Annotated in this window: 20 protein-coding genes and 1 pseudogene; 8 read left to right on the forward strand and 13 right to left on the reverse strand. The window is 67.3% G+C overall.

Annotation, left to right across the window (positions count from 1 at the left end):
• Positions 1–79: 79 nt before the first annotated feature.
• From AC1DEZ_RS12980 to AC1DEZ_RS13000, 5 genes are all read left to right on the forward strand, one after another.
• On the forward strand, positions 80–1,339 hold the full coding sequence (locus tag AC1DEZ_RS12980) for a 3-methyl-2-oxobutanoate dehydrogenase (2-methylpropanoyl-transferring) subunit alpha (protein ID WP_441509355.1): 1,260 nt from the start codon (positions 80–82) through the stop codon (positions 1,337–1,339).
• 160 nt (positions 1,340–1,499) lie between these two features.
• A complete protein-coding gene (locus AC1DEZ_RS12985) occupies positions 1,500–2,516 on the forward strand; it encodes an alpha-ketoacid dehydrogenase subunit beta (RefSeq protein WP_441509354.1) in 1,017 nt (338 codons plus the stop codon).
• Positions 2,516–3,820, forward strand: a complete 1,305-nt coding sequence (locus AC1DEZ_RS12990; protein ID WP_441509353.1) for a dihydrolipoamide acetyltransferase family protein — start codon at positions 2,516–2,518, stop codon at positions 3,818–3,820. The genes AC1DEZ_RS12985 and AC1DEZ_RS12990 overlap by 1 nt, the downstream gene beginning before the upstream one ends.
• Before the next feature lie 10 nt (positions 3,821–3,830).
• On the forward strand, positions 3,831–5,228 hold the full coding sequence (lpdA, locus tag AC1DEZ_RS12995; protein WP_441509352.1) for a dihydrolipoyl dehydrogenase: 1,398 nt from the start codon (positions 3,831–3,833) through the stop codon (positions 5,226–5,228).
• A 383-nt stretch (positions 5,229–5,611) separates the two neighbouring features.
• Entirely contained in the window at positions 5,612–6,019 is a 408-nt protein-coding gene (locus AC1DEZ_RS13000) for a DUF983 domain-containing protein (protein ID WP_441509351.1), read from the forward strand.
• 13 nt (positions 6,020–6,032) lie between these two features.
• Here AC1DEZ_RS13000 and AC1DEZ_RS13005 read toward each other — a convergent pair whose 3' ends face one another.
• The gene (locus tag AC1DEZ_RS13005) at positions 6,033–7,424 is read right to left on the reverse strand and encodes an aminotransferase-like domain-containing protein (RefSeq protein ID WP_441509350.1); all 1,392 of its coding nucleotides are present in this window, start codon (positions 7,422–7,424) and stop codon (positions 6,033–6,035) included.
• A 151-nt stretch (positions 7,425–7,575) separates the two neighbouring features.
• On the opposite strand from AC1DEZ_RS13005, the gene AC1DEZ_RS13010 reads away from it, so the two are divergent.
• Complete coding sequence (locus AC1DEZ_RS13010; RefSeq protein WP_441509349.1) at positions 7,576–8,064, forward strand: Lrp/AsnC family transcriptional regulator; 489 nt, start codon at positions 7,576–7,578, stop codon at positions 8,062–8,064.
• A gap of 102 nt (positions 8,065–8,166) precedes the next feature.
• On the opposite strand, the gene mgrA is transcribed toward AC1DEZ_RS13010, so the two are convergent.
• The 3 genes from mgrA to AC1DEZ_RS13025 all read right to left on the reverse strand — a co-directional run bounded on the left by mgrA (position 8,167) and on the right by AC1DEZ_RS13025 (position 11,725).
• Entirely contained in the window at positions 8,167–9,189 is a 1,023-nt protein-coding gene (gene mgrA / locus AC1DEZ_RS13015; RefSeq protein WP_441509348.1) for an L-glyceraldehyde 3-phosphate reductase, read from the reverse strand.
• Positions 9,190–9,439: 250 nt separating this feature from the next.
• Entirely contained in the window at positions 9,440–10,870 is a 1,431-nt protein-coding gene (locus AC1DEZ_RS13020; RefSeq protein WP_476779783.1) for an aldehyde dehydrogenase family protein, read from the reverse strand.
• 417 nt (positions 10,871–11,287) lie between these two features.
• Entirely contained in the window at positions 11,288–11,725 is a 438-nt protein-coding gene (locus AC1DEZ_RS13025; RefSeq protein WP_441509346.1) for an Lrp/AsnC family transcriptional regulator, read from the reverse strand.
• A gap of 128 nt (positions 11,726–11,853) precedes the next feature.
• On the opposite strand from AC1DEZ_RS13025, the gene AC1DEZ_RS13030 reads away from it, so the two are divergent.
• Entirely contained in the window at positions 11,854–12,912 is a 1,059-nt protein-coding gene (locus AC1DEZ_RS13030; protein ID WP_441509345.1) for an ornithine cyclodeaminase, read from the forward strand.
• 148 nt (positions 12,913–13,060) lie between these two features.
• Here the strand turns inward: AC1DEZ_RS13030 and AC1DEZ_RS13035 are convergent, their stop codons facing one another.
• The 3 genes from AC1DEZ_RS13035 to ilvA all read right to left on the reverse strand — a co-directional run bounded on the left by AC1DEZ_RS13035 (position 13,061) and on the right by ilvA (position 16,965).
• Entirely contained in the window at positions 13,061–14,290 is a 1,230-nt protein-coding gene (locus AC1DEZ_RS13035; protein ID WP_441509344.1) for a GTP-binding protein, read from the reverse strand.
• 94 nt (positions 14,291–14,384) lie between these two features.
• Positions 14,385–15,269 carry a LysR family transcriptional regulator gene (locus tag AC1DEZ_RS13040; RefSeq protein WP_441509343.1) on the reverse strand — a complete coding sequence of 295 codons (885 nt, stop codon included), beginning with the start codon at positions 15,267–15,269 and terminating at the stop codon, positions 14,385–14,387.
• 166 nt (positions 15,270–15,435) lie between these two features.
• Positions 15,436–16,965, reverse strand: coding sequence for a threonine ammonia-lyase, biosynthetic (gene ilvA / locus AC1DEZ_RS13045; RefSeq protein WP_441509342.1), 1,530 nt, complete (start codon positions 16,963–16,965; stop codon positions 15,436–15,438).
• A gap of 339 nt (positions 16,966–17,304) precedes the next feature.
• Here ilvA and ggt point away from each other — a divergent pair, with 339 nt between their 5' ends.
• The gene (gene ggt, locus AC1DEZ_RS13050; protein ID WP_441509341.1) at positions 17,305–18,900 is read left to right on the forward strand and encodes a gamma-glutamyltransferase; all 1,596 of its coding nucleotides are present in this window, start codon (positions 17,305–17,307) and stop codon (positions 18,898–18,900) included.
• A gap of 77 nt (positions 18,901–18,977) precedes the next feature.
• Here the strand turns inward: ggt and rocF are convergent, their stop codons facing one another.
• From rocF to AC1DEZ_RS13080, 6 genes and pseudogenes are all read right to left on the reverse strand, one after another.
• Positions 18,978–19,958 carry an arginase gene (rocF, locus tag AC1DEZ_RS13055; RefSeq protein WP_441509340.1) on the reverse strand — a complete coding sequence of 327 codons (981 nt, stop codon included), beginning with the start codon at positions 19,956–19,958 and terminating at the stop codon, positions 18,978–18,980.
• 161 nt (positions 19,959–20,119) lie between these two features.
• Positions 20,120–20,944 carry an iron uptake system protein EfeO gene (efeO, locus tag AC1DEZ_RS13060; protein ID WP_476779784.1) on the reverse strand — a complete coding sequence of 275 codons (825 nt, stop codon included), beginning with the start codon at positions 20,942–20,944 and terminating at the stop codon, positions 20,120–20,122.
• A 1-nt stretch (position 20,945) separates the two neighbouring features.
• Positions 20,946–22,265: an iron uptake transporter deferrochelatase/peroxidase subunit gene (gene efeB / locus AC1DEZ_RS13065; RefSeq protein WP_476779785.1), complete on the reverse strand. Its 1,320-nt coding sequence runs from the start codon at positions 22,263–22,265 to the stop codon at positions 20,946–20,948.
• On the reverse strand, positions 22,262–23,338 hold the full coding sequence (locus AC1DEZ_RS13070; RefSeq protein WP_476779810.1) for a cupredoxin domain-containing protein: 1,077 nt from the start codon (positions 23,336–23,338) through the stop codon (positions 22,262–22,264). The genes efeB and AC1DEZ_RS13070 overlap by 4 nt, the downstream gene beginning before the upstream one ends.
• Positions 23,312–24,097: pseudogene (gene efeU, locus AC1DEZ_RS13075) on the reverse strand (iron uptake transporter permease EfeU); the annotation flags it as partial. The gene AC1DEZ_RS13070 and the pseudogene efeU, both read right to left, overlap by 27 nt.
• Positions 24,098–24,339: 242 nt before the next feature.
• Positions 24,340–25,722 (reverse strand): aldehyde dehydrogenase family protein, encoded by a 1,383-nt coding sequence (locus AC1DEZ_RS13080; RefSeq protein WP_441509338.1) that lies wholly within the window; start codon positions 25,720–25,722, stop codon positions 24,340–24,342.
• Between the last annotated feature and the right edge of the window lie 86 nt (positions 25,723–25,808).

Below are 25,808 nucleotides of genomic sequence, written 5' to 3' on the forward strand. Positions count from 1 at the left end.
CATCACGGCCGGGCGCGAGAGGCGCTTGCGGGATGCGCGCGAAGGCGGAATGCTGGCGGCGACAGGGATGGAGGCGCTCATGAGCAGCGACAAGGCAGGCCAGGCGCCGGCGGCAACCCAGCCACTGCAGTTCCATGTCCCCAAACCGGCGAGCCGTCCCGGCGAGAAGCCGGACTTCTCCCATGTCGTGATCCCGAAGGCGGGCTCCGTCGCCCGCCCGCCTGTTGATGTCGATCCCAAGGACATCCGCGACCTCGCCTATTCGATCATCCGCGTGCTCGACCGCGAAGGCGAGGCGGTTGGCCCCTGGGTGCCCGATCTCTCGCATGAGGACCTGATCCGGGGCCTGCGCCACATGATGACGCTGCGCACCTTCGACGGGCGCATGCAGATGGCGCAGCGCCAGGGCAAGACCTCGTTCTACATGCAGCACACCGGCGAGGAGGCGGTGAGCTGCGCCTTCCGCATCGCGCTCCAGCCCGGCGACATGAATTTTCCGACCTATCGCCAGGCGGGCCTGCTGATCGCGAACGACTACCCGCTCGTCTACATGATGAACCAGATCTACTCGAATGAGCGCGACCCGCTGCGCGGCCGGCAATTGCCGATCATGTATTCCTCGAAGGAGCACGGCTTCTTCTCGATCTCGGGCAATCTTGCCACCCAGTTCGTCCAGGCCGTCGGCTGGGCGATGGCCTCGGCAATCAAGCAGGACACCCGCATCGCCACCGCCTGGATCGGCGACGGCTCGACCGCGGAATCGGATTTCCACGCCGCGCTCGTCTTCGCCTCGACCTACAAGGCGCCCGTGGTGCTCAACGTCGTCAACAACCAGTGGGCGATCTCGACCTTCCAGGGTATCGCCCGCGGCGGCTCCGGCACCTTCGCGGCCCGCGGCCTCGGCTTCGGCATTCCGGCGCTGCGCGTCGACGGTAACGACTACCTTGCGGTCTATGCGGTCGCGCAATGGGCGATCGAGCGCGCCCGCCGCAATCTCGGCCCGACGCTGGTCGAATACGTCACCTACCGCGCCGGCGCCCATTCGACCTCGGACGATCCTTCCGCCTACCGCCCCAAGCATGAATCCGACGATTGGCCGCTGGGCGATCCGCTGATCCGGCTGAAGCAGCACCTGATCGCGGTCGGCGCCTGGACGGAGGAGCGCCACAAGCAGGCGGAGGCCGAGATCCTCGCCACCGTCATCGCCGCGCAGAAGGAGGCCGAGAGCTTCGGCACGCTGCATTCCGGCGGCAAGCCTTCGGCGCGCGACATCTTCGAGGACGTCTATGCCGAGCTGCCGCCGCATCTGCGCCGCCAGCGCCAGCAGATCGGGGTGTGACGATGGTTTGCGACGAATTCCACCGCGTCATTCTCGGGCGAAGCGAAGCGCAGACCCGAGAATCTCAGGACGCGAAGGCTCTGGCTTCCGAGATGCTCGGTTCAAGCCCGAGCATGACGCCCTGCAACGCCCGCAACGTCGTCATCGGAGCCCGCTGAGCATGGCCAGGATGACGATGATCGAGGCGATCCGCTCCGCCATGGACGTCTCCATGGGCCGCGACGACGATGTCGTGGTCTTCGGCGAGGATGTCGGCTTTTTCGGCGGTGTCTTCCGCTGCACGCATGGGCTTCAGCAGAAATACGGGGTGTCGCGCTGCTTCGACGCGCCGATCAGCGAGGCCGGCATCGTCGGTACCGCGATCGGCATGGCGGCCTATGGCCTCAAGCCCTGCGTGGAGATCCAGTTCGCCGACTACATGTACCCGGCCTACGACCAGATCGTCTCGGAAGCCGCTCGCCTCCGTTACCGCTCGGCCGGCGATTTCACCTGCCCGATGGTGATCCGCATGCCGACCGGTGGCGGCATCTTCGGCGGCCAGACCCATAGCCAGAGCCCGGAAGCGCTGTTCACCCATGTCTCCGGCCTGAAGACCATCGTCCCGTCCAATCCCTACGACGCCAAGGGCCTGCTGATCGCCGCGATCGAGGACCCTGATCCGGTGATCTTCCTGGAGCCGAAGCGGCTCTATAACGGCCCCTTCGACGGCCATCATGACCGCCCGATCACGGCCTGGTCGAAGCATGAACTCGCGGAGGTGCCGGAAGGCCACTACATCGTGCCGCTCGGCAAGGCGGTGACGCGGCGCGAGGGCAATGCCGTCACCATCCTCGCCTATGGCACCATGGTCCATGTCGCGCTGGCGGCGGCTGAGGACACCGGTATCGACGCCGAGGTGATCGACCTGCGCACCCTCGTTCCCCTCGATCTCGAAGCGATCGTCGCCTCGGTCGAGAAGACCGGGCGCTGCATCGTGCTGCACGAGGCGACGCTGACCTCAGGCTTCGGCGGCGAACTCGTCGCACTGGTGCAGGAGCACTGCTTCTACCATCTGGAGGCGCCGGTGATGCGCGTCACCGGTTGGGATACGCCCTATCCGCATGCGCAGGAATGGGACTATTTCCCCGGCCCCGCCCGCCTCGGACAGGCGCTGCTAGATATCATGGAGGCACGCTGATGGGCGAGCGCATCATCAAGCTGCCGGATGTCGGCGAAGGCATCGCCGAGGCGGAGCTGGTCGAGTGGCACGTCAAGGTTGGCGACATCGTCCGCGAGGACGATCTGCTCGCTGCCGTGATGACCGACAAGGCGACGGTGGAGATTCCCTCGCCGGTCGAGGGCGAGGTGACCTGGGTCGGAGCCGAGGTCGGCGACACCGTCGCGATCGGCTCGGCCATCGTGAAGCTGAGGGTCGCGGGCGCGGGTGCCGCGGCAGAGGAACCCGCGGAAGAAGCGCCCGCCGAGAAGCCGGCTCCGGCTCCTGTCGCTGCTCCGCCCAAGGCCGAAAAGCCAGCCGCGTCGGCTGTTCCAGCCAAGCCGGCTGCTCCGCCTCCGCCGGCTCCCAAGCCCATGCGCGCCGACGCAGCCCCCGCCCAGCGCCGCGCTCCGGGCGAGAAGCCGCTGGCGTCGCCGGCCGTGCGTCTGAAGGCGCGTGAGGCCGGCGTCGACCTGCGCCAGGTGCCGGGCACCGGCCCAGCCGGCCGCATCACCCATGAGGATATCGACGCCTTCCTGCTGCGCGGGCCGGAGCCGGTCCGGGGCGGCGGGCTCGTCGAGCAGAGCGCCGTCACCGAGGTCAAAATCGTCGGCCTGCGCCGCCGCATCGCCGAGAAGATGGCGCTGTCGAAGGCGCGCATCCCGCACATCACCATTGTCGAGGAGATCAATGTCTCGCCGCTGGAGGATTTGCGCGCGACGCTGAACAAGAAGCCGACGCCCGAGCGGCCGAAGTTGACGCTGCTGCCCTTCCTGATGCGCGCCATGGTCAAGGCGCTCGCCGAGCAGCCGGCGCTGAACGCGCTCTATGACGACGATGCCGGCATCGTGCGCCAGCATGCCGCGATCAATATCGGCATCGCCACGCAGACGCCGACCGGCCTGATCGTGCCGGTGGTGAAGCATGCCGAGGCGCGAGACCTCTGGGGCTGCGGCATCGAGCTCGCCCGCCTCGCCGAGCGCGGCCGGCAGGGCAACGCGACGCGCGACGAACTGACCGGCTCGACCATCACCATCACCTCGCTCGGCGCGCTCGGCGGCATCGCGACGACGCCGGTGATCAACTACCCGGAGGTCGCCATCGTCGGCGTCAACAAGATGGTCGTGCGCCCGGTCTGGGACGGCACTACCTTCGTGCCCCGCAAGATGATGAACCTCTCCTCCAGCTTCGACCATCGCGTGATCGATGGTTGGGACGCCGCCGTCTTCGTGCAGCGGCTGAAGGAGCTGCTGGAGAACCCGGCCACGCTCTTCGTGGACATCTGAGGGGCGTGCCATGACAGAAATCACCTGCAAGCTCCTCGTCATCGGTGCCGGCCCCGGCGGCTATGTCTGCGCCATCCGCGCCGGCCAGCTCGGCGTCGACACCGTCATCGTCGAGAGCACCAAGCTCGGCGGCAGCTGCCTCAATGTCGGCTGCATCCCCTCCAAGGCGATGATCCATGTCGCCGAGGAATTCGAGAAGGCGGCTGACGCCGCCGCCGGCAAGACGCCTTTCGGCCTGACCGCGGCCGAGCCGAAGCTCGACCTGAAACAGGCCGTGGCCTGGAAGGACGGCATCGTCCAGCGCCTCAACAACGGCGTCGCCGCCCTGCTGCGCAAGGCCAAGGTCAAGATCGTCCATGGCAAGGCGCGTTTCCGCGACGGCAAGACCGTCGTGGTCGAGACCGAGACCGGCCCGAAGACGATCCAGGCCGAGGCCATCGTCATCGCGACCGGTTCCGTCCCAGTCGAGCTGCCCTTCCTGCCTTTCGGCGGCAATGTCATCTCTTCGACCGGCGCACTCGCGTTGACCGAAATGCCGAAGCGCTTCGTCGTGGTCGGCGGCGGCTATATCGGGCTGGAGCTGGGAACGGCCTTCGCCAGAATGGGCAGCAAGGTCACGGTGGTCGAGGCGCAGGACAAGATCCTGCCGCTCTACGATGCCGAGTTGACCGGCCCGGTCGCGAAGCGTCTGACCGGGCTCGGCGTCGAGGTGCTCACCGGCGCCAAGGCGCTCGGGCCAACCGCGAAGGGCGATGGCCTGCGCATCGAGACTGCCGATGGCACCGAACGCAGCCTGCCGGCCGACAAGATTCTTGTCACGGTCGGCCGCAAGCCGGTCACCGGCGATCTCGGCCTCGAAAACCTCGTCCTCGACATGGACGGCCGCTTCATCCGCATCGGCGAGCGCTGTGAGACGGCGATGCGTGGCATCTATGCGATCGGCGACGTCACCGGCGAGCCTATGCTGGCCCATCGCGCCATGGCGCAGGGCGAGATGGTGGCGGAGATCATCGCCGGCCTGCCGCGTGCCTGGGACAAGCGCGGCATCGCGGCGATCTGCTTCACCGATCCCGAGATCGTCTCGGTCGGCCTCTCGCCGGAGGAGGCCAAGCGTGCCGGCCATGAGCTCAAGATCGGCCAGTTCCCCTTCGCCGCCAATGGCCGGGCCATGACCCGCCATGGCGAGGCTGGCTTCGTGCGGGTCGTGGCGCAGGGCGGCAGCGAACTGGTGCTCGGTATCCAGGCGGTCGGGCAGGGCGTTTCGGAGCTCTCGGCCGCTTTCGGGCTCGCGATCGAGATGGGGGCGACCCTGCAGGACATCGCCGGCACGATCCACGCCCACCCGACGCTGGGCGAGGCCTTTCCGGAGGCCGCGATGAAGGCGCTGGGACACGCGCTGCATATTTGAGGGGACCGGCGCTCCTCTCCCTAAAAGGGCGCGGGTCATCCCGGCCGGAGCGCAGCCCAGAGCCGGGATCCATTCCGGAGCGCCCCGCCGTCATGCTCGGGCTTGACCCGAGCATCTCCTGCCGGAGGAGGCTTTTGTGCCTCACCTGCCAGAGATTCTCGGGTCAAGCCCGAGAATGACGCTCTGCATTGGTCTCGGCCTTCGGGGCTCTTCGCTAAGGCGAGCGCCGCAATCACTGGTTCTTGGTTCTCACAGACCACGCCATCCCGCGACCGATCCGCGCAGGCAGTCAGCTAAGATGCATACAATCTTGACATTGTCTTCATCGAAGAAGATCTGAAAGGCGACGCCGATCGAACGGCGCCGTCCCGAGGAGACATCCCATGTCCGGCGAGCATTGGCCGCCACTTTCTCCGCTCCAGACCGGCCTGCGCGGCCGCTGCCCGCGCTGCGGACAGGGCAAGATGTTCGAGGGCTTCCTGAAGCTGAAGCCGAAATGCGAGGTCTGCGGCCTGGATTATTCCTTCGCCGACCCGGCCGACGGACCGGCCTTCTTCGTGATGATGTTCGTCTGCATTCCGGCCGCGGCTTTTCCGCTCTGGCTGGAACTGACCTACAACCCGCCGACCTGGGTGCATCTCGTCACGACGCTGCCGCTGATCCTGCTGACCTGCATTCCACCGCTCCAGCCGCTCAAGGGCTGGCTTGTCGCCTCGCAGTTCTTCCACAAGGCCGAGGAAGGCCGGCTCGCCCGCCCGGCTCCGCAGGACAAGCCGGTCGCCTCCAACTGAGCTGATCGGGCGCTCAGCGCCCGGCTTGCCCACCGTCGCGGATCAGGCCGGCGAGAAGGCTCAGTGCCTCCGCCAGCCTCGCCCGCTCCGGTATCGCACCGAGCGCGATCCGGATCGCGTCCGGCGCCGCGCCGTCCGTGCTGAACGCATCGGCGGCCATCACGCCGAGCCCGGCGACGCGGGCGCGCCCAATCAGGCTGTTGCGCTCCCAATGGGCAGGCAAGGTCTGCCAGACATGCAGCGCATGCGGATGGCCCTGCATCGTCTCCGGCAGGATTTCCCGCGCCAGTAATTGTCGCTCGGCTGCCTCGCGCCGGACGCCCTCCAGCAGATCCTTGGCCGCGCCAATCCTGATCCAGTGCGCGGCGAGCGCCGTCATCAGAGGCGGGGGCATCAGCGCCGTCGCGCGCAGGGCGGCGAGGAACGGAGCGCCGTCGGCTCGCTCCGGCATGACGACGAAGGCCGTGCGCAGGCCGGGCGTCAGCACCTTCGACAAGGTTGCGACATGCCATGTCCGCTCGGGTGCCAGCGCGGCCAGCGGCGCGGGCGCATCGCCGGCGAGCAGGCTGTAGGGATCGTCCTCGATCAGGATGAGGTCACGCCGTCGGGCTACCGCGACGAGGTCCCGCCGCCGCCGTTCGGACAGCGTGATGCAGGTCGGATTCTGCAGCGTCGGCGTCAGCGCGAACAGTCGCGCGCCAAGACGGGCGGCAGCTTCGTCCAGTGCGTCCGGCAGCGGTCCATCCGCGTCGCTGGTCACGGGCACCATGGAGAGAGCACGCTGCCGCGCCGCGCCGATCAGGCCGGGATAGGCGAGGGGTTCCATCAGGATCGTTTCGCCGGGCCGGGCCAGCAGCGAGAGCAGCGCGTTGAGCCCGGGCTGGGCGCCCGGCACCACGGCGATCCGCAGCGGCGCGATTGAGCCCATGAGCGGCGCGAGCCAGGCCGCTCCGGCCGCGCGCTCGGCCAGCGATCCCGCGCCGCCATGATAGTTCATCAGTTGGTCGGCATCGCTGCGCGCCAGGATTTCGGCAATGCCGCGTTGCATCAGCTCGCCCAGCCGCAGGCCCTTGGGGGCGGGCGGGATCGTCATGCTGAGGTCGAGCGGCGGCCCTTTCTGCTCCTGCCGCGCGGAGATGAAGGAGCCGCGCCCCGTCACAGCGTCGGTCAGGCCGCGCTCGCGAGCCTCGCCGAAGGCGCGCGTGACCGTGGTGAGATCGACCGCGAGATGTTCGGCCAGCCGGCGCTGCGGTGGCAGACGGTCGCCCGGCCTGAGCAGCCCGTCTGCAACCGCCCGCTCGAGCTGTGCGACGATCTGGAGGTAGCGCGGTCCTGCCGCCGGGTCGAGCCGGCCGACCCAGTGGAGCGCTTCGTCGCTAGCGGCCTTCGCCCGAACCAATTCCATACATTCCCGCGATTGTAGGTATCGCATAGCGCGGACGGCCCATCCGCGCCAGTGGCATGTCGTTGCTGCCGTCTGGCACCGCCGCGATGCAGATGGTAGCCAGCAGCCGCTCCTGTAAGAGAGCCAAGTCAGCCGGGACCGGAGACAGGGAATGGCACGCCTGCGCCTCGATGCGCTCGACCGCAAGATCATCGCGGAACTGCAGATCAATTCGCGCCTTTCGGTGCAGGACCTCGCCCAGCGGATCGGCCTCTCGGCTTCGCCCTGCGCGCGCCGCATCCGCATGCTGGAGGAAGCCGGCGTCATCCAGGGCTACGCGGCGATCATCGACCAGACCAAGGTCGGGCTGCCGATCAGCGTCTTCGTCTCGATCAAGCTGGAGCGCCAGCGCGAGGACGAGCTCGACCGCTTCTCGCAAGCCGTGGCGCGCTGGCCCGAGGTGGTCGACTGCTATCTGATGACCGGCCAGCGTGACTATCTCCTGCGCATCGTGGTGCGCGATCTGCCAGCCTATGAGCGCTTCCTCAAGGACAAGCTTACTCGCCTCGATGGCGTCGCCTCGATCGAATCGAGCTTCGCGCTGGGGCAGGTGAAGCGCTCTAGCGCCCTGCCGATCGCGGCGGTGGCGGAGGAGGATTGAGCCGTGCCGTCATTCTCGGGCGCCGCGCAGCGGCGACCCGAGAATCTCGGGACGCACTGGTCGAAGAGATGCTCGGGTCAAGCCCGAGCATGACGGGCAGCGTCACCGTTCCGCCGAAGCTGCCCAGATATTGACGCCGCCCTCGACGGCGTGCCTGTCGATCGCCGCCAGCTCTTCGGCGGAAAATTCCGGGTTCTTCAGCGCCGCGACGCAGTCCGTCACCTGCTCCGGCCGGCTCGCGCCGATCAGCGCCGAGGTGACGCGCCCGCCGCGTAGCACCCAGGTGATCGCCATCTGGGCGAGGCTCTGGCCGCGCGCCCTCGCGATCTCGTTCAGCGCCGCGATGCTCTTGAGATTGGCCTCGCTGAGGAAGCCCTCGCGGAAGGAGGGCGCCTTCTTGTCGGCGCGGCTGCCGGCTGGCACGCCCTTGAGGTACTTGTCGGTCAGCATGCCCTGCGCCAGCGGCGAGAACACGATCGAGCCGATCCCTTCCGCGTCGAGCGTGTCGAGCAAACCGTCCTGCTCGATCCAGCGATTGAGCATTGAATAGCTCGGCTGATGGATCAGGCAGGGCGTGCCGAGGCGGCGCAGGATCGCGACCGCCTCCTGCGTGCGCTTGGAGTTGTAGGAAGAAAGCCCGACATAGAGCGCCTTGCCCTGGCGCACGATGGCATCGAGCGCGCCCATCGTCTCTTCCAGCGGCGTGTTCGGGTCGAAGCGGTGCGAATAGAAGATATCGACATAGTCGAGCTTCATCCGCTTCAGGCTCTGGTCGAGGCTGGAGATCAGGTATTTGCGGCTGCCCCATTCGCCATAGGGGCCCGGCCACATCCGGTAGCCGGCCTTGGTCGAGATCACCAGCTCGTCGCGAAGCCCGTCGAAATCCTGCTTCAGGATCTCGCCGAAGGCGGTCTCGGCCGAACCGGGCGGCGGCCCGTAATTGTTGGCGAGGTCGAAATGGGTGATGCCGAGATCGAAGGCCGTGCGGCAGATCTCGCGCATATTGGCGTGGGCACCGGTCTCGCCGAAATTCTGCCAGAGGCCGAGCGACAGCGCCGGCAATTGCAGCCCGCTGCGGCCGCAGCGATTGTAGCGCATCGCGTCATAGCGGTTGGAATTGACCATGGCCTCTGCCTCTCAATCGATTGAATCGGTCATAAAATGAAGGCCCGGTGGCGTTTCGTCCACCGGGCGCATCAATGGGAACCACGCCGTCATGCTCGCCCTCGTGGCGAGCATCCACGTCTTGAAAGAGGCTTTCGACCAGCGAAGACGTGGATGGTCGGGACAAGCCCGACCATGACGGGAGCCGCGTGTTCACGGGCTCCGGGCTCGGGCCTGACGGCCCGCCCCGGAAAGACACGCGGTGAACCGATCAGGCCGCGGCGTAACCGACCGTGCCCTTGATCTCGAGGAACTCCTCGAGGCCGAAATCGGCGTATTCGCGGCCRTTGCCSGACTGCTTGTAGCCRCCGAASGGSGCGCCMGCRTCCCAGGCCGGGTAGTTGATGTAGACATTGCCSSYGCGCATCTGSGMCGCRACCTTGCGGGCGCGMTCCWGCGARCCGGACTGGACATAGGCCGCAAGGCCGTAGGGCGTGTCGTTGGCGCGCTCCACCACCTCGTCGTCGCTCTTGTAGGGCAGGATCGAGAGCACGGGCCCGAAGATTTCCTCGCGCGCGATGGTCATCTCGTCGGTGACGGCGCCGAACACTGTCGGGCGGACATAATAGCCGCGGTTCAGTCCTTCCGGACGGCCCGGGCCGCCGGTGACGAGCGTCGCGCCTTCCTTGATGCCGGCCTCGATCAGGCGCTGGATCTTCTCGTACTGGACCTCGCTGACGACCGGGCCGAGGAAGACGCCGTCCGCGGAGGGAGCCCCGACCTTGAGCGGCTCGGCGACCTGCTTGGCGATGGCGAGGGCTTCCTCATGCAGCTTCTCCGGCACGAACATCCGGGTCGGCGCGTTGCAGGACTGGCCGGAGTTGCGCATCACGCTCTCGACGCCGAGCTTCACCGATTTCTTCAAATCGGCATCATCCAGGATGATGTTGGCCGACTTGCCGCCGAGCTCCTGATGCACGCGCTTGACCGTATCCGCCGCCGCCTTGGCGACGAGGATGCCGGCGCGGGTCGAGCCGGTGAAGGAAACCATGTCGACGCCGGGATGCCGGGAGATGGCTTCGCCGACCGTCGGGCCGTCGCCGTTGACGAGGTTGAACACGCCCTTCGGCACGCCGGCCTCCTCCATCGCCTCGGCGAAGATCAGCGCGTTGAGCGGCGCGATCTCGGAGGGCTTCAGCACCATCGTGCAGCCGGCGGCCAGCGCCGGCGCGACCTTGCACATGATCTGGTTGAGCGGCCAGTTCCACGGCGTGATCATGCCGACGACGCCGATCGGCTCCTTGGCGATCAGGGTGGTACCGCGCAGCTCCTCGAACTCGAAGTTTTCGAGGGTCTCGATCATCTTGGCGAGATGGGCCGTGCCCATCGCGGCCTGCGCCCGGTGCGCCAGCTCCTTCGGCGCGCCCATCTCGCGCGAAAGGACATTGGCGATGTCGTCGTAGCGCTTCTTGTAGGCCTCGGCGAGGCGGCGCATCAGGGCGAGGCGCTCGGCCTTGGAGGTCTTCGCGAAGGCCGGGAAGGCGGCGCGGGCGGCGGCGACGGCCTTGTCGACATCGGCCTGCTCGCCCAGCGCGATCGTGGCGAAGGCTTCTTCGTTCGAGGGGTCGATCACGCCGAGCGTGCGATTGCCCGACGGCTTCACCCACTGGCCATCGATATAGAATTCGAGTTCATGCGCCATGGTCTGATCTCCCTGAACATGTCTTGGCTCAAAGCGCGAGGAGCCGGCCGGGAAGCGACCGGCGGTCCATGCCCCAAGCAAGGAACTGTCGATGTCGGACGTGAACGGGCGGCCTTGCGCGATCATGCATCGCCGGCCGCCATCGACGCTTTCGTCTGACGGGACGCACGTTAGGGGGGCGGCGCGTGCCTGTCACGGGGCAGCGTGTCGCATTTGCGGATGGCGGCCATGCAGCGGCGCTTCTTGTGGGGCGACCGGTGTCGTTCGGCATCCGCCAAACCCTCCGCGTCATCCCGGACAAGCCGCGCCAGCGGCGCCGATCCGGGATCCATCGTAGAGTGCGGGGGCCCTACGATGGATCCCGGGTCTACGCTTTGCTCCGCCCGGGATGACGGCGTGGTTCGCGCAGATTGACTTCTACAGCCGCGCCTTGACGCTGCGCGGCGTCGCCAGCAGCAGGCTGGTCTCGCTGTTGGTGACGCCGGGGATCAGGCGGATGCGCCGGAGCACTTGGTCGAAGGCGATCAGGTCGGAGGTGCCGAGCTCGACCACGAGGTCCCAGTTGCCGTTGGTGGTGTGAATGCTGGAGACCTCGGTGAAGCCGGAGAGCGCGTCGATCACCGAATCCGCGGCCTGGCCGGCGATCTCGATCATGGTGATGCCGCGCACCGGCAGATCGATCGCGTCCGAGCGCAGGATCACGGTGAAGCCGATGATCTCGCCGGACTGCTCCAGCTTTTCCAGCCGTGCGCGCACGGTCGCCCGCGTCAGGCCGAGATCGGCCGCGAGGTCCGAGATGCTGCGGCGCCCGTCATGACGCAGCAGGGTGATGAGCTTGCGGTCTAGATCGTCCATCGCCCGAAATGGATAATTCTGTTTGCCGTTTCGATCAATATCGGCGCCGATAGGATCATTCTGGCTTCTTTCGGCTGCCGCCGAAAACGAGGACAATGGCCCCTTCAACGAGAACAGCGCGGGGACCCATGATTCAGCAGCTCAACGTCGTGCCTTTCGTCAGCGTCGACCACATGATGAAGCTGGTCCATGCGATCGGCATCGAGCGGATGCTGGCCGACATCGCCGCCTATATCGAGGACGATTTCCGGCGCTGGGAGATCTTCGACAAGACGCCGCGCATCGCCTCCCACAGCCTCGAAGGCGTGATCGAGCTGATGCCGACCAGCGACGGCAAGCTCTACGGCTTCAAATACGTCAACGGCCACCCCAAGAACATGAAGGCTGGTCTCCAGACCGTCACCGCCTTCGGCCTGCTCTCGGATGTCGCGACGGGCTATCCCGTCCTGCTCTCGGAGATGACCTTCCTGACCGCGCTGCGCACGGCGGCGATGTCAGCCGTCGCGGCCAAGCACCTTGCGCCCAAGAACGCGGCGACGATGGCGATCATCGGCAATGGCGCCCAGTCGGAATTCCAGGCCTTCGCCTTCCGCGCCCTGCTCGGCATCGAAAATCTGCGGCTCTATGACGTCGATCCCGCCGCGACCGAGAAATGCGCCCGCAACCTCGCGCGCCACGGTTTCAGGATCACGCGCTGCGCCACGGCGATGGAAGCGGTCGAGGGCGCCGAGATCGTCACCACCGTCACCGCCGACAAGCAATATGCGACGATCCTGACCGACAACATGGTCGGCGCCGGCGTCCACATCAACGCGGTCGGCGGAGACTGCCCCGGCAAGACCGAGATTCACCGCGACGTGCTGCTGCGCTCCTCGATCTTCGTCGAATACCCGCCGCAGACCCGCATCGAGGGCGATATCCAGCAGCTCGACGCCGACCATCCGGTCGAGGAGCTCTGGAAGGTCATCACTGGGGCGGCGGCGGGCCGCACCGATGCCAGCCAGATCACGCTGTTCGACTCGGTCGGCTTCGCCATCGAGGATTTTTCGGCGCTGCGCTATGTCCACGAACGCATCCGCGAGGCCGGCACCTATGTCGATCTCGACCTGATCGCGGACCCCGACGATCCGCGCGATCTCTTCGGCATGCTGATGCGCGCCGCGCCTAGCGCCGTCGCGGCGGCGTGAGGCCATCCGGCTTGGTGGTGGTCGCTGTAACCACGTCGTCATCCCGGGCTTGAACCCGGGATCCATGCCAGAGCGCTTCCACAAGAGGTTCAGGCATGGATCCCGGATCTCCGCTTAGCTCCGTCCGGGATGACAGCGACGTTTGGACTTACGCCGCGTCCCGCTCCCAGCGCGGGAACGGGTCTTCGAGCCCGAGCAGCGCCTGCGTCAGCCCTGTGCTGGGGCTCCCGGTCAGGCAGGAATCGAGTTCGGTGCGGATCGCCGCCTCGTCCATCTCGAGGCCGCCGATGAACACCATCTCCTGGCGCCGGTCGCCCCATGTCGGCGACCAGTGCTTGTTCATCAAGGATTGGAATTCCTCCGAGCGGGGCCAGCGCTCCCTGGGCACTGACGCCCACCAGCGCCCCATGCCCTCTGTGCGGGTGATGCGCCCGGCCAATGAGTATTCGCCAACCCAGTGTGGCCGGCTCGCCAGCCAGAAATGGCCCTTGGCCCGGATCACGCCGGGCAGGCGCCTGCCCATGAAGCCGTGCAGTTTCGCCGGATGGAACGGCCGTCGCGCCCGGTAGACGAAGGAGCGAATGCCATATTCCTCGGTCTCGGGCTCATGGTCGCGGAAGCCGTAGAGCTCCTTGTGCCAGAGCGGATGGGTCTGCGCCTTCTCCTCGCTGTAGAGCTTGGTATCGAGCAGCCGGTCGGGCGGAACGCGGCCGAAATCGGCCTCGACGATGCGGGCGTCGGCATTGAGGCCACGCACCACCTGCCTGACCTTGTCCAGCTCCTCGAGTGAAACCTCGCCGGCCTTGTTGATCACCACGACATCGGCGAACTCGATCTGTTCGACGAGCAGATCGACCAGCGTCCGTTCGTCGCCGTCGCCGGCCGTCTCGCCGCGGTCGCCGAGGAAGTCGCGGCTGTCGTAATCCTCGAGGAGGTTCAGTGCGTCGACCACCGTCGCCATGGTGTCGAGGCGGGCGACATCGTCGAGCGAGCGGTCTTCCTCGTCGCGGAAGGAGAAGGTCGCGGCGATCGGCAGCGGCTCGGCTATGCCGGTTCCCTCGATCAGCAGGTAGTCGAATTTCCGCTCCTCGGCGAGGCGGCGCACTTCGGTCAGCAGGTCGTCGCGCAGCGTGCAGCAGATGCAGCCATTGCTCATCTCGACCAGGCTCTCCTCGGTCTTGGAGAGGTCGGCGCCGCCCTCGCGCACGAGATCGGCGTCGATATTCACCTCGCTCATGTCGTTGACGATGACGGCGACGCGCCGGCCCTCGCGGTTGTTGAGGATGTGGTTGAGCAGCGTGGTCTTGCCGGCGCCGAGAAAGCCGGAGAGGACGGTGACCGGCAGGCGCCGGTCGACGAGGAGGGGAGACGAAGCCATCGGAGGAAGTCCGGTCTGATGAATGAAAATTTGTTACATTATAACATTTCATCATTGTCAACCGCGCCGCGGTGGCGGGGCAGCGCGAGGACGTTCAGTGCTTGTTGTTTTCAGCCAGCGCGAGAAAGGCTGCTGCCGCCTTGGCGAGGTAGCGTTCCTTGTGGCGCAGCGCGAGGAAGCGGCGCTTCGGCAATGGCAGCGCGACCGTGACGAGGCGCCCTGCCGCGATGGCATTGGCGGCGACGAGCCGCGAGATCGCGGTGGTGCCCGCACCGGCGGCGACCGCGGCGCAGATCGCTTCGTTCGACGGCAGTTCGAGCGCGACAGCAAGGTCCGTCGCGACAAGGCCGAGCCCCGGCAGCGCCGCCTCGAACATGGCGCGCGTGCCGGAGCCGGGCTCGCGCAGCACCCAGGCGCCCTGCTTGAGTTCAGCGGGTGAGGGAGGCGTCTGCGCCCAGGGATGACCGGCCGGAACGATGATGACGAGTTCGTCCTCCGCCACCGCGGTCATGGCGAGGGCCGGATCGTCGATCTCGCCTTCGATGAAGCCGAGATCGGCGTCGCCGTTCTGGATGGCGGCGCTCACCGTTTCGGTGTTGCCGATGGCAAGCGAGACCGTGATGCCGGGATGCTCCCGGCGAAAGCGCTGGATCAGCGGCGGCAGCCAGTAATTCGCGACGGTCTGGCTCGCCATCAGTGCGAGCGAGCCACGGGCGAGTCCCGAGAGATCGGAGAGCACCGCTTCGGCTGCTGCTGCCCGTGTCAGCACGGCGCGGGCCTCGGTCAGAAAGAGGCGGCCGGCATCGGTCAGCGCGATGCGCCGGCCGATCCTGTCGAACAGCTTGGTCGCGTAGCGCGCCTCCAGCGTCGCGATCGCGGAACTCACGGCCGATTGCGTGAGGTTGAGGGCGCGGGCGCCTTGCGTCAGATGCTCCCGCTCGGCGACGGCGACGAAGATGCGGAGTTGTTCGAGCGTCATGCCCTGACCTTACAGCTCGGTTGTAAACACTCAGCCCTCATCCTGAGGAAGCCCGAAGGGCTGCATCGAAGGATGATCCAGATGGTTCCGGAGCCTCCCGGACCATCCTTCGAGATGCGCCTGCGGCGCTCCTCAGGATGAGGGCTGCAGGGCGGCGGCCTGGTGATCAATCCGCACCGGTGCGCTCCGACAGGAAGGAAAGATAGGCCGGGTTTTCGCTCTCGCTCCAATAGGGGTAGCCGAGCGCATCGAGCCGCTTGGTCAGTTGGCTGCGCTGGGCCAGAGGTATCTGGACGCCGGCGAGCACGCGGCCGTAATCGGCGCCGTGGTTGCGGTAGTGGAACAGCGAGATGTTCCAGTCGGCCGAGAGGCTGTTCAGGAATTTCAGCAGCGCGCCCGGCCGTTCGGGGAATTGGAACCGGAACAGCAATTCGTCGCCGAGCCCTGGCGCCTTGCCGCCGACCATGTAGCGGATATGCAGCTTGGCGAGTTCGTTGTCGCTCATGTCGAGCACGGGATAGCCGTGCTCGCCCAGCATCGCGATGATCTGGCGCTTCTCGGCCTCGCCCTCGGACAGCTGCACGCCGACGAAGATGCGCGCCGCCTTGGGATCGGAATAGCGGTAGTTGAACTCGGTTATGGCGCGCCTGCCCAGCAACTGAATGAAGGCGCGGTAGCTGCCGGGCTTTTCGGGGATGGTCACCGCCAGCAGCGCTTCGCGATGCTCGCCGATCTCGGCCCGCTCGGCGATATGGCGCAAGCGGTCGAAATTCATGTTGGCGCCGCTATTGATCGCGATCAGCGCGCCGGCGCGTTTGGCCCCACGCGCCGCATAGGCCTTCAGCCCCGCGAGGCTGACGGCACCGGAAGGCTCGGCAATGGCGCGGGTATCCTCGAAGATGTCCTTCACCGCCGCGCAGATCTCGTCGGTCGAGACGGTGACGACCTCGTCGAGCAGTTCGCGGCAGAGCCGGAATGTTTCCTCGCCCGCCTGCCGCACCGCGACGCCGTCGGCGAAGAGCCCGACCTGATCGAGCACGATGCGCTCGCCCGCCGCGATGGCGCCGGCCATGGAGGCGGCATCCTGCGGCTCGACGCCGATCACCTTGATCTCGGGCCGCAGGAACTTGGCGTAGACCGCGACGCCGGCCGCGAGCCCGCCGCCGCCGATCGGCACGAAGATCGCCTCGATCGGATCGGGATGCTGGCGCAGGATTTCCATGCCGACCGTGCCCTGGCCGGCGATGACGTCCGGATCGTCATAGGGGTGGACGAAGGTCCGCCCCTTTTCGGCCTCGAGCTTGCGGGCATGGCCATAGGCTTCGTCGAAATTCTCGCCATGCAGCACGACACGCCCGCCGAGGCTGCGCACCGCCTGCACCTTGATGTCGGGCGTGGTGCGCGGCATCACGATGGTCGCCTTCATGGCGAGCTTGCGCGCCGCCAGCGCCACGCCCTGCGCGTGATTGCCGGCCGAGGCGCAGATCACGCCGCGCTCGGCCTCCTCGGTCGAGAGGCCGGCCATCTTGTTGTAGGCGCCGCGCAGCTTGAACGAGAAGACGGGCTGTAGATCCTCGCGCTTCAGCAGCGCCTGCCCGCCGATCCGGGCCGAAAGCCGCGGCAGCGGGTCGAGCGGGCTCTCGATCGCGACGTCGTAGACGCGCGCTCCGATGATCTTGCGGATGTAGTCTTGCATGGCAGCTCGTCCTCTCGGGCGGCGATAGCCCGCTGTACCGCGATGTCAATCGTCCCGGCCGCGCTGGCGCTGGTGCGGAAGGCGCTCCAGCTGTGCGAGTCCTCATTCTGAGGCGCCGCGCCCGCGGCGTATCGAAGGATGCTCCCGATGGTCCGGAGCCTCCGCGAACATCCTTCGAGACGCGCCTGCGACGCTCCTCAGGATGAGGGCTGCCTGTCTTTGGCGCGGTTATGTCGGCCATGCGCGGGGCGGGATTGCCAAGCCCCCGGCCGGCGCGCCAAAGCCTTGTGCGAAACGAGCGCCCCCGAAACGAAGGCGCGGTAGAGGCGGAGACGACGGATGAGTTGGGGCAAGCGCGATTTCATGGTTCCGGGCCGGCCGGTTGCGGTCGGTGACCGCGGCATGGCGGCGACCTCGCATCCCGCCTCGACACTGGCCGCCGTCGATATCCTGCGCGCCGGCGGCAACGCCATCGACGCTGCCATCGCGGCGGTCGCCGTCCAGGCCGTGGTCGATCCGCACATGACCGGCATCGGCGGCGACTGCTTCGCGATCTATGCGCCGGCCAAAGGCAAGATGGTCGCGCTCAACGGCTCCGGCCGCTCCGCCGCCAAGGCTGAACTCGGCTGGTTCCTCGGCCAGGGCATGACCGCGATCGCCGCGGATTCGCCCCATGCGGTCACCGTGCCCGGCGCCATCGACGCCTGGTGCCGCCTCGTCGCCGACCATGGCAGCAAGAGCCTCGACGAGATCTTCGCGCCGGCGATCCGCGCCGCCGAGGAGGGCTTCGTGGTGACGCCGCGCGTCGCGCTCGACTGGGCGAAGGCCCGCGGTCGCATCGAGAAGCACGGGCTCGGCAACGCCGTCTACCTGCCGGGCGGCAATCCCCCTGCCGTCGGCGACAAGATGGTCCATCCGGCGCTCGGCAGGACGCTGCGCCGCATCGCCCGCGAGGGCCGCTCAGCCTTCTACGAAGGTGAGCTCGCCGAGGACATGGTCGCGGTGCTCAAGGGCGCCGGCAGCCTGATCGGGCTCGATGACTTCGCCGCTGCGAAGTCCGATTATGTCGATCCGATCGGCGCGGATTATCGCGGCCACCGCCTCTGGGAATGCCCGCCGAACGGCCAGGGCATCGCCGCGCTACTGATCGCGCGCATCCTCGAAGGCTTCGACCTCAAGGACGGGGCGCTGAGCGAAGCCGATCGCATCCATCTCCTGGCCGAAGCCAGCAAGGCCGCCTATCGCCAGCGCGACGCGCTGGTGGCCGACCCCACCGTCAGCCCCTTCGACACCGGGGCTTTCCTTTCCGACCAGTTCGTCAGCCGCATCCGCAAGGAGATCAGCCTCGAGAAGGCGGCGGCGGCGGAAGCCTTCGACATGCCCCTGCACAAGGACACGATCTATCTCTGCGTCGTCGACGGCGACGGCAACATGGTGTCCTTCATCAATTCGCTGTTCTCCGCCTTCGGCAGCGGCATCTACGCATCGAAGGCCGGCGTCATGCTGCAGAATCGCGGCTCCGGCTTCCGGCTGATCGAGGGGCACCCCAACGCCATCGCGCCGCGCAAGCGCCCCTTCCACACGATCATTCCGGGCATGCTGGCCAAGGACGGCAAGGCGATCATGCCGATGGGCGTGATGGGCGGCCAGTATCAGTCGACGGGCCATGTCCATTTCCTGTCCGGCATTCTCGACCGCGGCCTCGATCCGCAGCAGGCCTCGGATGCGCCGCGCAGCTTCGCCTATGACGGCAAGCTCTCGCTGGAAACGACGATCCCGGCCGCTGTCGCCGCCGATCTCAAGGCGCGCGGCCATGACGTGGTCTGGGCAGAGGAGCCTCTCGGCGGATGCCAGGCGATCTGGGTCGACCACAAGCGTGGCGTGATGTTCGGCGCCTCCGACCATCGCAAGGACGGCTTCGCGCTGGCGGTGTAAGGCCGCCACGCCCGAGGCGTGAAACGCATTGAAGCACCGTGCGCCCATCGAGGCGCACGGTGTTTTCGTTTTTGGATTCAGGCTGCGCCGATGGCGTTCGACGGCGTCTGCCGGTCGGTGATCTGCTGGCCGAACAGGCTGCCGGCGAGCTCGACGGCGAGGCGGGCCGTCTGGCCGCGATCGTCGAGGAAGGGGTTGAGCTCGACGATGTCCATCGAGCGCACCAGCCCGGAATCGTGCAGCAGCTCCATCACCAGATGCGCCTCGCGATAGGTCGCGCCGCCCGGCACGGTGGTGCCGACGCCGGGCGCCAGCGGCGGGTCGATGAAATCGACGTCGAAGCTGACATGGAGCACGCCATCCGCCGCGCGCACCTTGTCGATCACCTTGCGGATCAGCACGCCGACGCCGTGCTCGTCGATGGCGCGCATGTCGGCGATATCGACGCCGCGTGCCTTCACCGCCGCCTTCTCCAGCGGGTCGATCGAGCGGATGCCGAAGAGGCTGAGCTGCTCCGGCGAGATCGAAGCGCGCGGCTCGGAGCCGAGCAGGTCGTCGAGGCCGGCTTCGCCGCAGAGGAAGGCGGAGGACATGCCGTGCATATTCCCGGAGGGCGAGATCGCCGGCATGTTGAAATCGGCATGGGCGTCGAGCCAGAGCACGAAGAGCTTGCGGCCCTGCTCCTGCCAGTAGCGGGCAACGCCATTGACCGAGCCCATCGACAGGCTGTGATCGCCGCCGAGGAAGATCGGCGTGTCGCCGGTGCGGGCAAGCTCATAGGCGCCGGCGCTCAGCGCGCGCATCCAGGCGGCGATCTCATGGTAGAAGCGGGCATTGTCGGGCGCCGGGCCGTCCACCGGTTTCAGGTCGCGCGCGAGAATGTCGCCATGGTCCGCGACGGCGTAGCCGAGGTCTTCCAGCACGCGCACGAGGCCCGCCGTGCGCAGGCCGGCCGGACCCATCAGCGCGCCGCGACGCGAGGCGCCGACCTCGATCGGGCAGCCCAGCAGGGCGATGCGGCCCTGTGCGGCCGGGTTTTTGGCGGAAATGTCGGTCATGAGAGCAGGCTGTCCATGTCTGCGAAGGGGCGTCTGTCGCCGATGCGCCGTCCATGGCGCATCGGCTCCAGCCTGTCGAGTGCCGCGCTCGCGTGACCGTTCTGTGTCAGGTCGGCTTCCCGAACTGCGGAAGCCGCTTCCCTCGAAGATCCGATGGGGACTCAGCCGAGTCCGAGCACGCCGCGCAGCTTGGAGAGGTCCTCGGCCAGGGTCGTGATCATCGCGGCCAGCGCCTTGCGGTCGGTCTCGCTCAGCTTGTCATAGGTCTCGAAGCCGCCATCCCCGAGCTTGTACTTCGCCAGCGTCTTGTCGACGGTCGCGAAATTCGCGTCGATCTTGGCCGCGAGCGCCTTGTCTTCCTTTGTGACCAGGGGCCGCAGCAGGTCGACGATTGTCTTGGCGCCGTCGACATTGGCCTGGAAGTCCCAGAGGTCGGTGTGGCTGTAGCGGTCTTCCTCGCCGGAGATCTTGGTGGCCGCAACCTCCTCGATCAGCACGGCCGCGCCGCCGACCATCTTGTCCGGCGGGATCGTCAGGCCCTTGATGCGGCCCTGCAACTCGGTGACATCGGCGAGCAGCTTGTCGGCGATGGGGGCGAGCCCGTCCGTGCTGTTCTTGGCGAAGAGCCCGTATTCGATGCGGTGGAAGCCGGTGAACTCCGGATCTTCCTCCTTCTTCTCATGGTCGTCGGCGCGCGAGTCGATCTTGCCGTCGAGGTCGCTGAACAGCTCGGCGACCGGCTCGATCTTTTCGTAGGAGACGCGGGTCGGCGCGTAGAGCGCCCTGGCCTTGGCGAGATCGCCGGCCTTGACCGCGTCGGTGAAGGCCTTGGTGTCCTTCACCAGCTGGTCGACGCCCTTAGAGACATAGATCTTGTACTCGGAGACCGGTGCCACGAGGTCGAGCGGCGAGACGGCGAAGGCCGGCCCTGCCGCGATGATGGCGAACAGGCCGGCCCCGGCCAGCCATGCGAAGCGCAAGCTCATATCAGTCTCCTGTCTTGCGGGGGAAAGTCCTGGCCGAGGCAGGCGCGATGCCGCGCGCGGCCCGGATCAAACCGGCGCCGAGATAGCTTCCGGCATCGGGCACGCCGGGCAGGGCGAAGAAATAGCCGCCGCCGACCGGCTTGATGTATTCCTCCAGCGGTTCGCCATCGAGCCGCTTCTGCACGGCGATGAAGCTGCGCTCGAGGTCCTGCTGGAAGCAGATGAAGAGCAGCCCCATGTCGAGCTGGCCGGCGCGGGTGACGCCGTTGGAATAGTTGAAGGGCCGGCGCAGCATCCGGCTGGCTTCCGTCTCCGGCCGGCGCGGATTGGCGAGCCGGATATGGGCGTCGAGCCTGGTGCGCTTTCCCTCGAGATCGTCGGCATAGACCGGCTCGTCATATTCGCGCTGGCCGCCGAAGGGCGCGCCGCTCGCCTTCTGGCGGCCCATGATCGCTTCCTGCTCGCCGAGTGGCGTGCGATCCCAGCGCTCGACGAAGTTCCGGATGATCCGGACCACCTGATAGCTGCCATTGGCGGCCCATTCCGGCTCGTCCGAGCCGGGCTGAATCCAGACGAGACGGTCCATCGACGCCTTGTCGGCGGCGTCGGGATTGGCGGTGCCGTCGCGGAAGCCGAGCAGGTTGCGGGCGCTCTCGGCCGGCCCGCTGGACTTGGGTTTGAGGACGGGGACAGTACCCTCCTGCTTCCAGCGCAGCAGGATGAGGTCCGGCGCGTTCTTCAGGATATCGCGCAGCGCGTGGATGCTGGTGTCGGCCGTGTTGGCGCAGAATTGCAGCAGCAGGTCGCCATGGCAGAGCGCGCCGTCGAGCGCGTCGTTGCGGAAGCGCTTCATCCGCTGCAGGCGTTTCGGCTTCAGCGGACCTAAGCCGAAGCGCTCGTCGAAGAGCGAGGCGCCGAGCGCGACCGTTATAGTCAGGTTGTCGGGTGCGATGACCGGGCCGAGAATGCCGCTGTCCGGTGGGGGGAAGCCGGGATCGGCGGTGGGGGCCGGCCCGCCCTGCATCAGGAAGGCGATGCGTTCGCTGAGCAGCCGGAAGAGCCGTTCGAGCTCGTCGAGCGAGGTCGCGGTGACGTCGAAGGCGGCCACCAGGCCGGTCGCCGGGCGAGGCGTGACGATGCCGGATTGATGGATGCCGTGAAAGGGCTGGCGCTGGGCGGTCGCGTCGCTCTCCGGCGCAGCCGCAGGATTCTGTGCCGGTTCGCTCGCCGCCCGTGCCAGCGAGGCGCTCCCGATCGCCGCTGCGCCGCCCGTCAGCAGCGACCGCCGCGATGGTGTGAAGCTCTTGCCCGGCCTGGTCATGATTTGCGCTCCGCTTCGGGGAGGGCGAGCGCCTTACGCATGGCCGAAAGATCCTCGACGAGCGACCGGATCGCGCCGCCCGGCTTGGCGTCATTGGGGAGGGCCGCGAGCACGGCTTTCGTCCGCGCCGCCAACTCGGGGTCGATCCGCGCCGTCAACGGCAGTAGCAGCCGCGCGATGCCGCTTGCAGCGGCAACATCCTCCGGCGAGGCCGTCTCTCCGTCCTGAGCGGACAGAAGAGCGATTGCACCTGCCAGCATCGTGTCGGGCAGGACGGTGCGTTGGCCGAGAGCGACGCGGAAGGCTTCGGCATCCAGCTTGACCTCGGACGCTGCGACCGCGGCCTCGCCAGCGAGGGCTATCTGCACCTTGCCGAAGAGGGCTTCGAGTCTGGCATCCCCCATGGTTGCCGGGCGCAAAGTGGGCAGCAGCACGGCGGCATCACGGCGGGCCTCGTCCGCAGCCTCGGCGTTGCCTGCGCCGTGCGCTTGCTCGAGGGCGTAGAGCGCCGCGCCGAGGGCGGCCGAGCGCTCGCTCAGGAAGGCGCGATATTCGGCGGCCGGGCCGACCATGTCCATCAGCGTCAGGGCAGGGCGCGGCTGCGCCGCCGAGGCCTGCACGACGAGCCTGCCGCGCGGCGCGCTGAGCAGCCCGCAGGTGATGGCGTATTCGCCGGGATGGAGCTGCGTCGTCAGCCGCCGGGACTGGCCGGGCGCAATGTTCTCGCGCTCCTCCAGCACCATCACGCCGTCGAGGATTTCCCATTCCAGCACGCGCTCGCCGCGATTTGTCACGACGAAACTGGCCTTGCCGGCAGGAATGGTCAGCGTCGAAGGCTCGCAGGTGCGATCGGTGATGGCGACGGCGATGTCGCTTGTGCTGGCCTCGGCGCCACGGCGCGCGCCGTTTCCGGCCGCGTAGATGAAGGCGCCGACACCGCCGCAGATCAGCAGCAGCGTGCCGATGCCGGCCAGCCTCAGGCGCGGCGAGCGCCTGGCCTCGGGCCGAGGCGTGACTGCGTTGCCCCGCTCTTCGCGCCCGGCAAAGAGAAACAGGGCAAGCGTCGGGAGCAGGAAGCCCAGATAGGCGATGACTTCGCCGAGCGTCGCCCGCTCCTGATAGCCCAAGAAACCCGATAGGACGACGCCGAGCGGGCTATCCGCCGGCAGCGTGGCGCTGAGGTCGTAGACATTCTGCTGGAGATGGTTCCAGAGCCCCGCTTCGTGCAGGGAGCGCACGGCATTGGCCACGAGCCCGGCGGCGACGAACAGGATCAGGATGCCGGTCCAGCGGAAGAAGATGCGCAGGTTGAGCTTCACGCCCAGCGCATAGATTGCGTAACCGGCTGCCGCCGCAAGCAGGATGCCCAGAGTGGCGCCGAGCGCCGGAGCCCAGCCGCCGTTCTGCTGGAAGATAGCGAGCAGGAAGAAGACTGACTCCAACCCCTCGCGCACCACCGCGAGAAAGGCGAGGCCGACCAGCGCGAGACCTTGATGCCCGCCGGCTAGCGCGGCGTCGACGCCAGCCTGCAGCTCGCCCTTGATCGAGCGGGCCGCCTTGCGCATCCAGAACACCATCGAGGTCAACATCGCCGCGGCGATCAGGCCGATGACGGCCTCGAACAATTCCTGCCCGCGCTGCGGCAGTTCACCGACGATGATGTCGAGCGCCGCACCGGCGGCGAGGCTCACCGCGCAGGCGAGTCCGACCCCGAGCCAGAGCGCGGGCAGCCACTCGCGCCGGCCGGTCCGGACCAGATAGCTCGCGACGATGCCGACGATCAGCGCGGCCTCGATGCCTTCGCGGAGCATGATGAGAAACGGAACGATCACGACGAGCCTGGCCCGGTTGCGCGTCGCGATCAGCTATTCGCGGCGCATGTAGCCAGTGCCTAGGCACCCGAGCGGCAAGGGTCAATCAAATCTTATCAGTTTAGAATGGTCGTAAACTGATGATATTGCGTCGGATACTTGCTGAAAACGCAGTCGTTTCCGAGTTTTGTCTTGTGGGGGTACTCTGGATTCTGCCGGTTGGCAGGGCGCGGCGAAGCGTCACGCTCCGCCGCGCCGCGCGTTCAGCGTCGCTTCAACAGGATCATCTTCTCCTGCGTCATGTCGCGCATGGTGTAGGGGATGCCGCCGGTGCCGTAGCCCGAGACGCGCCGGCCGGCGAAGGGCATCCAGTCGGTGCGGAAGGTCGTGGGGTCGTTCACCATCACCGCCGAGGCCTCGAGCCGGTTCGCGGCCCTCATGGCCACGTCGATGTCCTGCGCGAAAATGCTGGCCTGGAAGGAAACGGGCAGAGAGTTCGCCCGCGCGATGGCGTCGTCGAGCTTGCCGTAGCGGTAGATCGCGACGACCGGGCCGAACACCTCTTCGCTCGAGATGCGGGCTTCCGGTGCCGGGTCGATCAGCACTGCGGGCTCCAGCGTCGTCTCCGACAGGCGCTTGCCGCCGGTCGCGAGCTTGGCGCCACCCTTCACCGCTTCGTCGATCCAGGACGCCACGCGGTCGGCCTCCTTGGGGATGATCAGGGGGCCGACCTCGGTATCCCCCAGCGTCGGATCGCCGGTGCGCAGCTTCTTCACCCGCGCGATGAGCCGCTCGGTGAAGTCGTTGACGATGTCGTCATGCACATAGATGCGCTGCGTCGACACGCAGACCTGGCCCGCATGATAGTAGCCGCCCTTCACGAGCGGCTCGATGATCGCGTCGAGATCGGCGCTCTTGTCGACGATCGCCGGCGCGACGCCGCCATGCTCCAGCGCCGAGCGGGCGCCATGGGCGAGCTTGGAGTGCAGATACCAGCCGACCTTGGCCGAGCCGATGAAACTCAGGAAGGCAACGCGCGGATCGGTCGCGAGCTTCTCGGCCAGCGCCGTCTCGGTGGGCACGAAGGTCTGGCACCACGCCTCGGGCAATCCGGCCTCATGCACCAGCTTGACGAAGTCGATGCAGGAGAGCGGCGTCGTGCCGGCCGGCTTGACGATGACCGGGCAGCCGACAGCGATGGCCGGCGCAACCTGATGGACGATCAGGTTGAGCGGGTGGTTGAAGGCCGAGATCGCGGCGACGATGCCGATCGGCTCCTTGGTCGTGAAGGCCCAGCGATCGGCGGCTGCAGCCGTGAGCCCCATCGGGATCTCGCGCCCGGCGAAATTGCGCAGCTCGTCGGCGGCATTATGGATGCCGTCGACGGCCCGGTTCGCCTCGACGATCGCGTCAGGCAGCGGCTTGCCGCCTTCGCGGGCGATCTGCATGGCGAAATGGTCGCGCTTCGCTTCGAGGAGGCCGGCGAGCTTGCGCAGGATCGCGATGCGCTGATGCGGCTTCAGCCAATTGTCACGGTCCCGGAAGACCTCTTGGGCCGCCTGGAGCTTGCGTTCGAGCGCGGCCTCGTCGTCGGTCTCGATCTCCGTGATCGTGGCGCGGTCATAGGCTTGAACAACCCTGAGCATGGTCGTCTCTCCTTTAGAACGTTGATCGTCACGCTCCGGAGCCCTCATCCTGAGGAGCCATTCTCTCGGGAATGGCGTCTCGAAGG

It is taken from the genome of Allobosea sp. 10L422 (assembly GCF_056395345.1).

Excerpts from the sequence above, each read along its gene's own strand:
- AC1DEZ_RS12980 (WP_441509355.1), top strand. The coding sequence starts at position 80 with ATGAGCAGCGACAAGGCAGGCCAGGCGCCGGCGGCAACCCAGCCACTG.
- AC1DEZ_RS12985 (WP_441509354.1), top strand. The coding sequence starts at position 1,500 with ATGGCCAGGATGACGATGATCGAGGCGATCCGCTCCGCCATGGACGTC.
- AC1DEZ_RS12990 (WP_441509353.1), top strand. The coding sequence starts at position 2,516 with ATGGGCGAGCGCATCATCAAGCTGCCGGATGTCGGCGAAGGCATCGCC.
- lpdA (WP_441509352.1), top strand. The coding sequence starts at position 3,831 with ATGACAGAAATCACCTGCAAGCTCCTCGTCATCGGTGCCGGCCCCGGC.
- AC1DEZ_RS13000 (WP_441509351.1), top strand. The coding sequence starts at position 5,612 with ATGTCCGGCGAGCATTGGCCGCCACTTTCTCCGCTCCAGACCGGCCTG.
- AC1DEZ_RS13005 (WP_441509350.1), bottom strand. The coding sequence starts at position 7,424 with ATGGAATTGGTTCGGGCGAAGGCCGCTAGCGACGAAGCGCTCCACTGG.
- AC1DEZ_RS13010 (WP_441509349.1), top strand. The coding sequence starts at position 7,576 with ATGGCACGCCTGCGCCTCGATGCGCTCGACCGCAAGATCATCGCGGAA.
- mgrA (WP_441509348.1), bottom strand. The coding sequence starts at position 9,189 with ATGGTCAATTCCAACCGCTATGACGCGATGCGCTACAATCGCTGCGGC.
- AC1DEZ_RS13025 (WP_441509346.1), bottom strand. The coding sequence starts at position 11,725 with ATGGACGATCTAGACCGCAAGCTCATCACCCTGCTGCGTCATGACGGG.
- AC1DEZ_RS13030 (WP_441509345.1), top strand. The coding sequence starts at position 11,854 with ATGATTCAGCAGCTCAACGTCGTGCCTTTCGTCAGCGTCGACCACATG.
- AC1DEZ_RS13035 (WP_441509344.1), bottom strand. The coding sequence starts at position 14,290 with ATGGCTTCGTCTCCCCTCCTCGTCGACCGGCGCCTGCCGGTCACCGTC.
- AC1DEZ_RS13040 (WP_441509343.1), bottom strand. The coding sequence starts at position 15,269 with ATGACGCTCGAACAACTCCGCATCTTCGTCGCCGTCGCCGAGCGGGAG.
- ilvA (WP_441509342.1), bottom strand. The coding sequence starts at position 16,965 with ATGCAAGACTACATCCGCAAGATCATCGGAGCGCGCGTCTACGACGTC.
- ggt (WP_441509341.1), top strand. The coding sequence starts at position 17,305 with ATGAGTTGGGGCAAGCGCGATTTCATGGTTCCGGGCCGGCCGGTTGCG.
- rocF (WP_441509340.1), bottom strand. The coding sequence starts at position 19,958 with ATGACCGACATTTCCGCCAAAAACCCGGCCGCACAGGGCCGCATCGCC.
- efeO (WP_476779784.1), bottom strand. The coding sequence starts at position 20,944 with ATGAGCTTGCGCTTCGCATGGCTGGCCGGGGCCGGCCTGTTCGCCATC.
- efeB (WP_476779785.1), bottom strand. The coding sequence starts at position 22,265 with ATGACCAGGCCGGGCAAGAGCTTCACACCATCGCGGCGGTCGCTGCTG.
- AC1DEZ_RS13080 (WP_441509338.1), bottom strand. The coding sequence starts at position 25,722 with ATGCTCAGGGTTGTTCAAGCCTATGACCGCGCCACGATCACGGAGATC.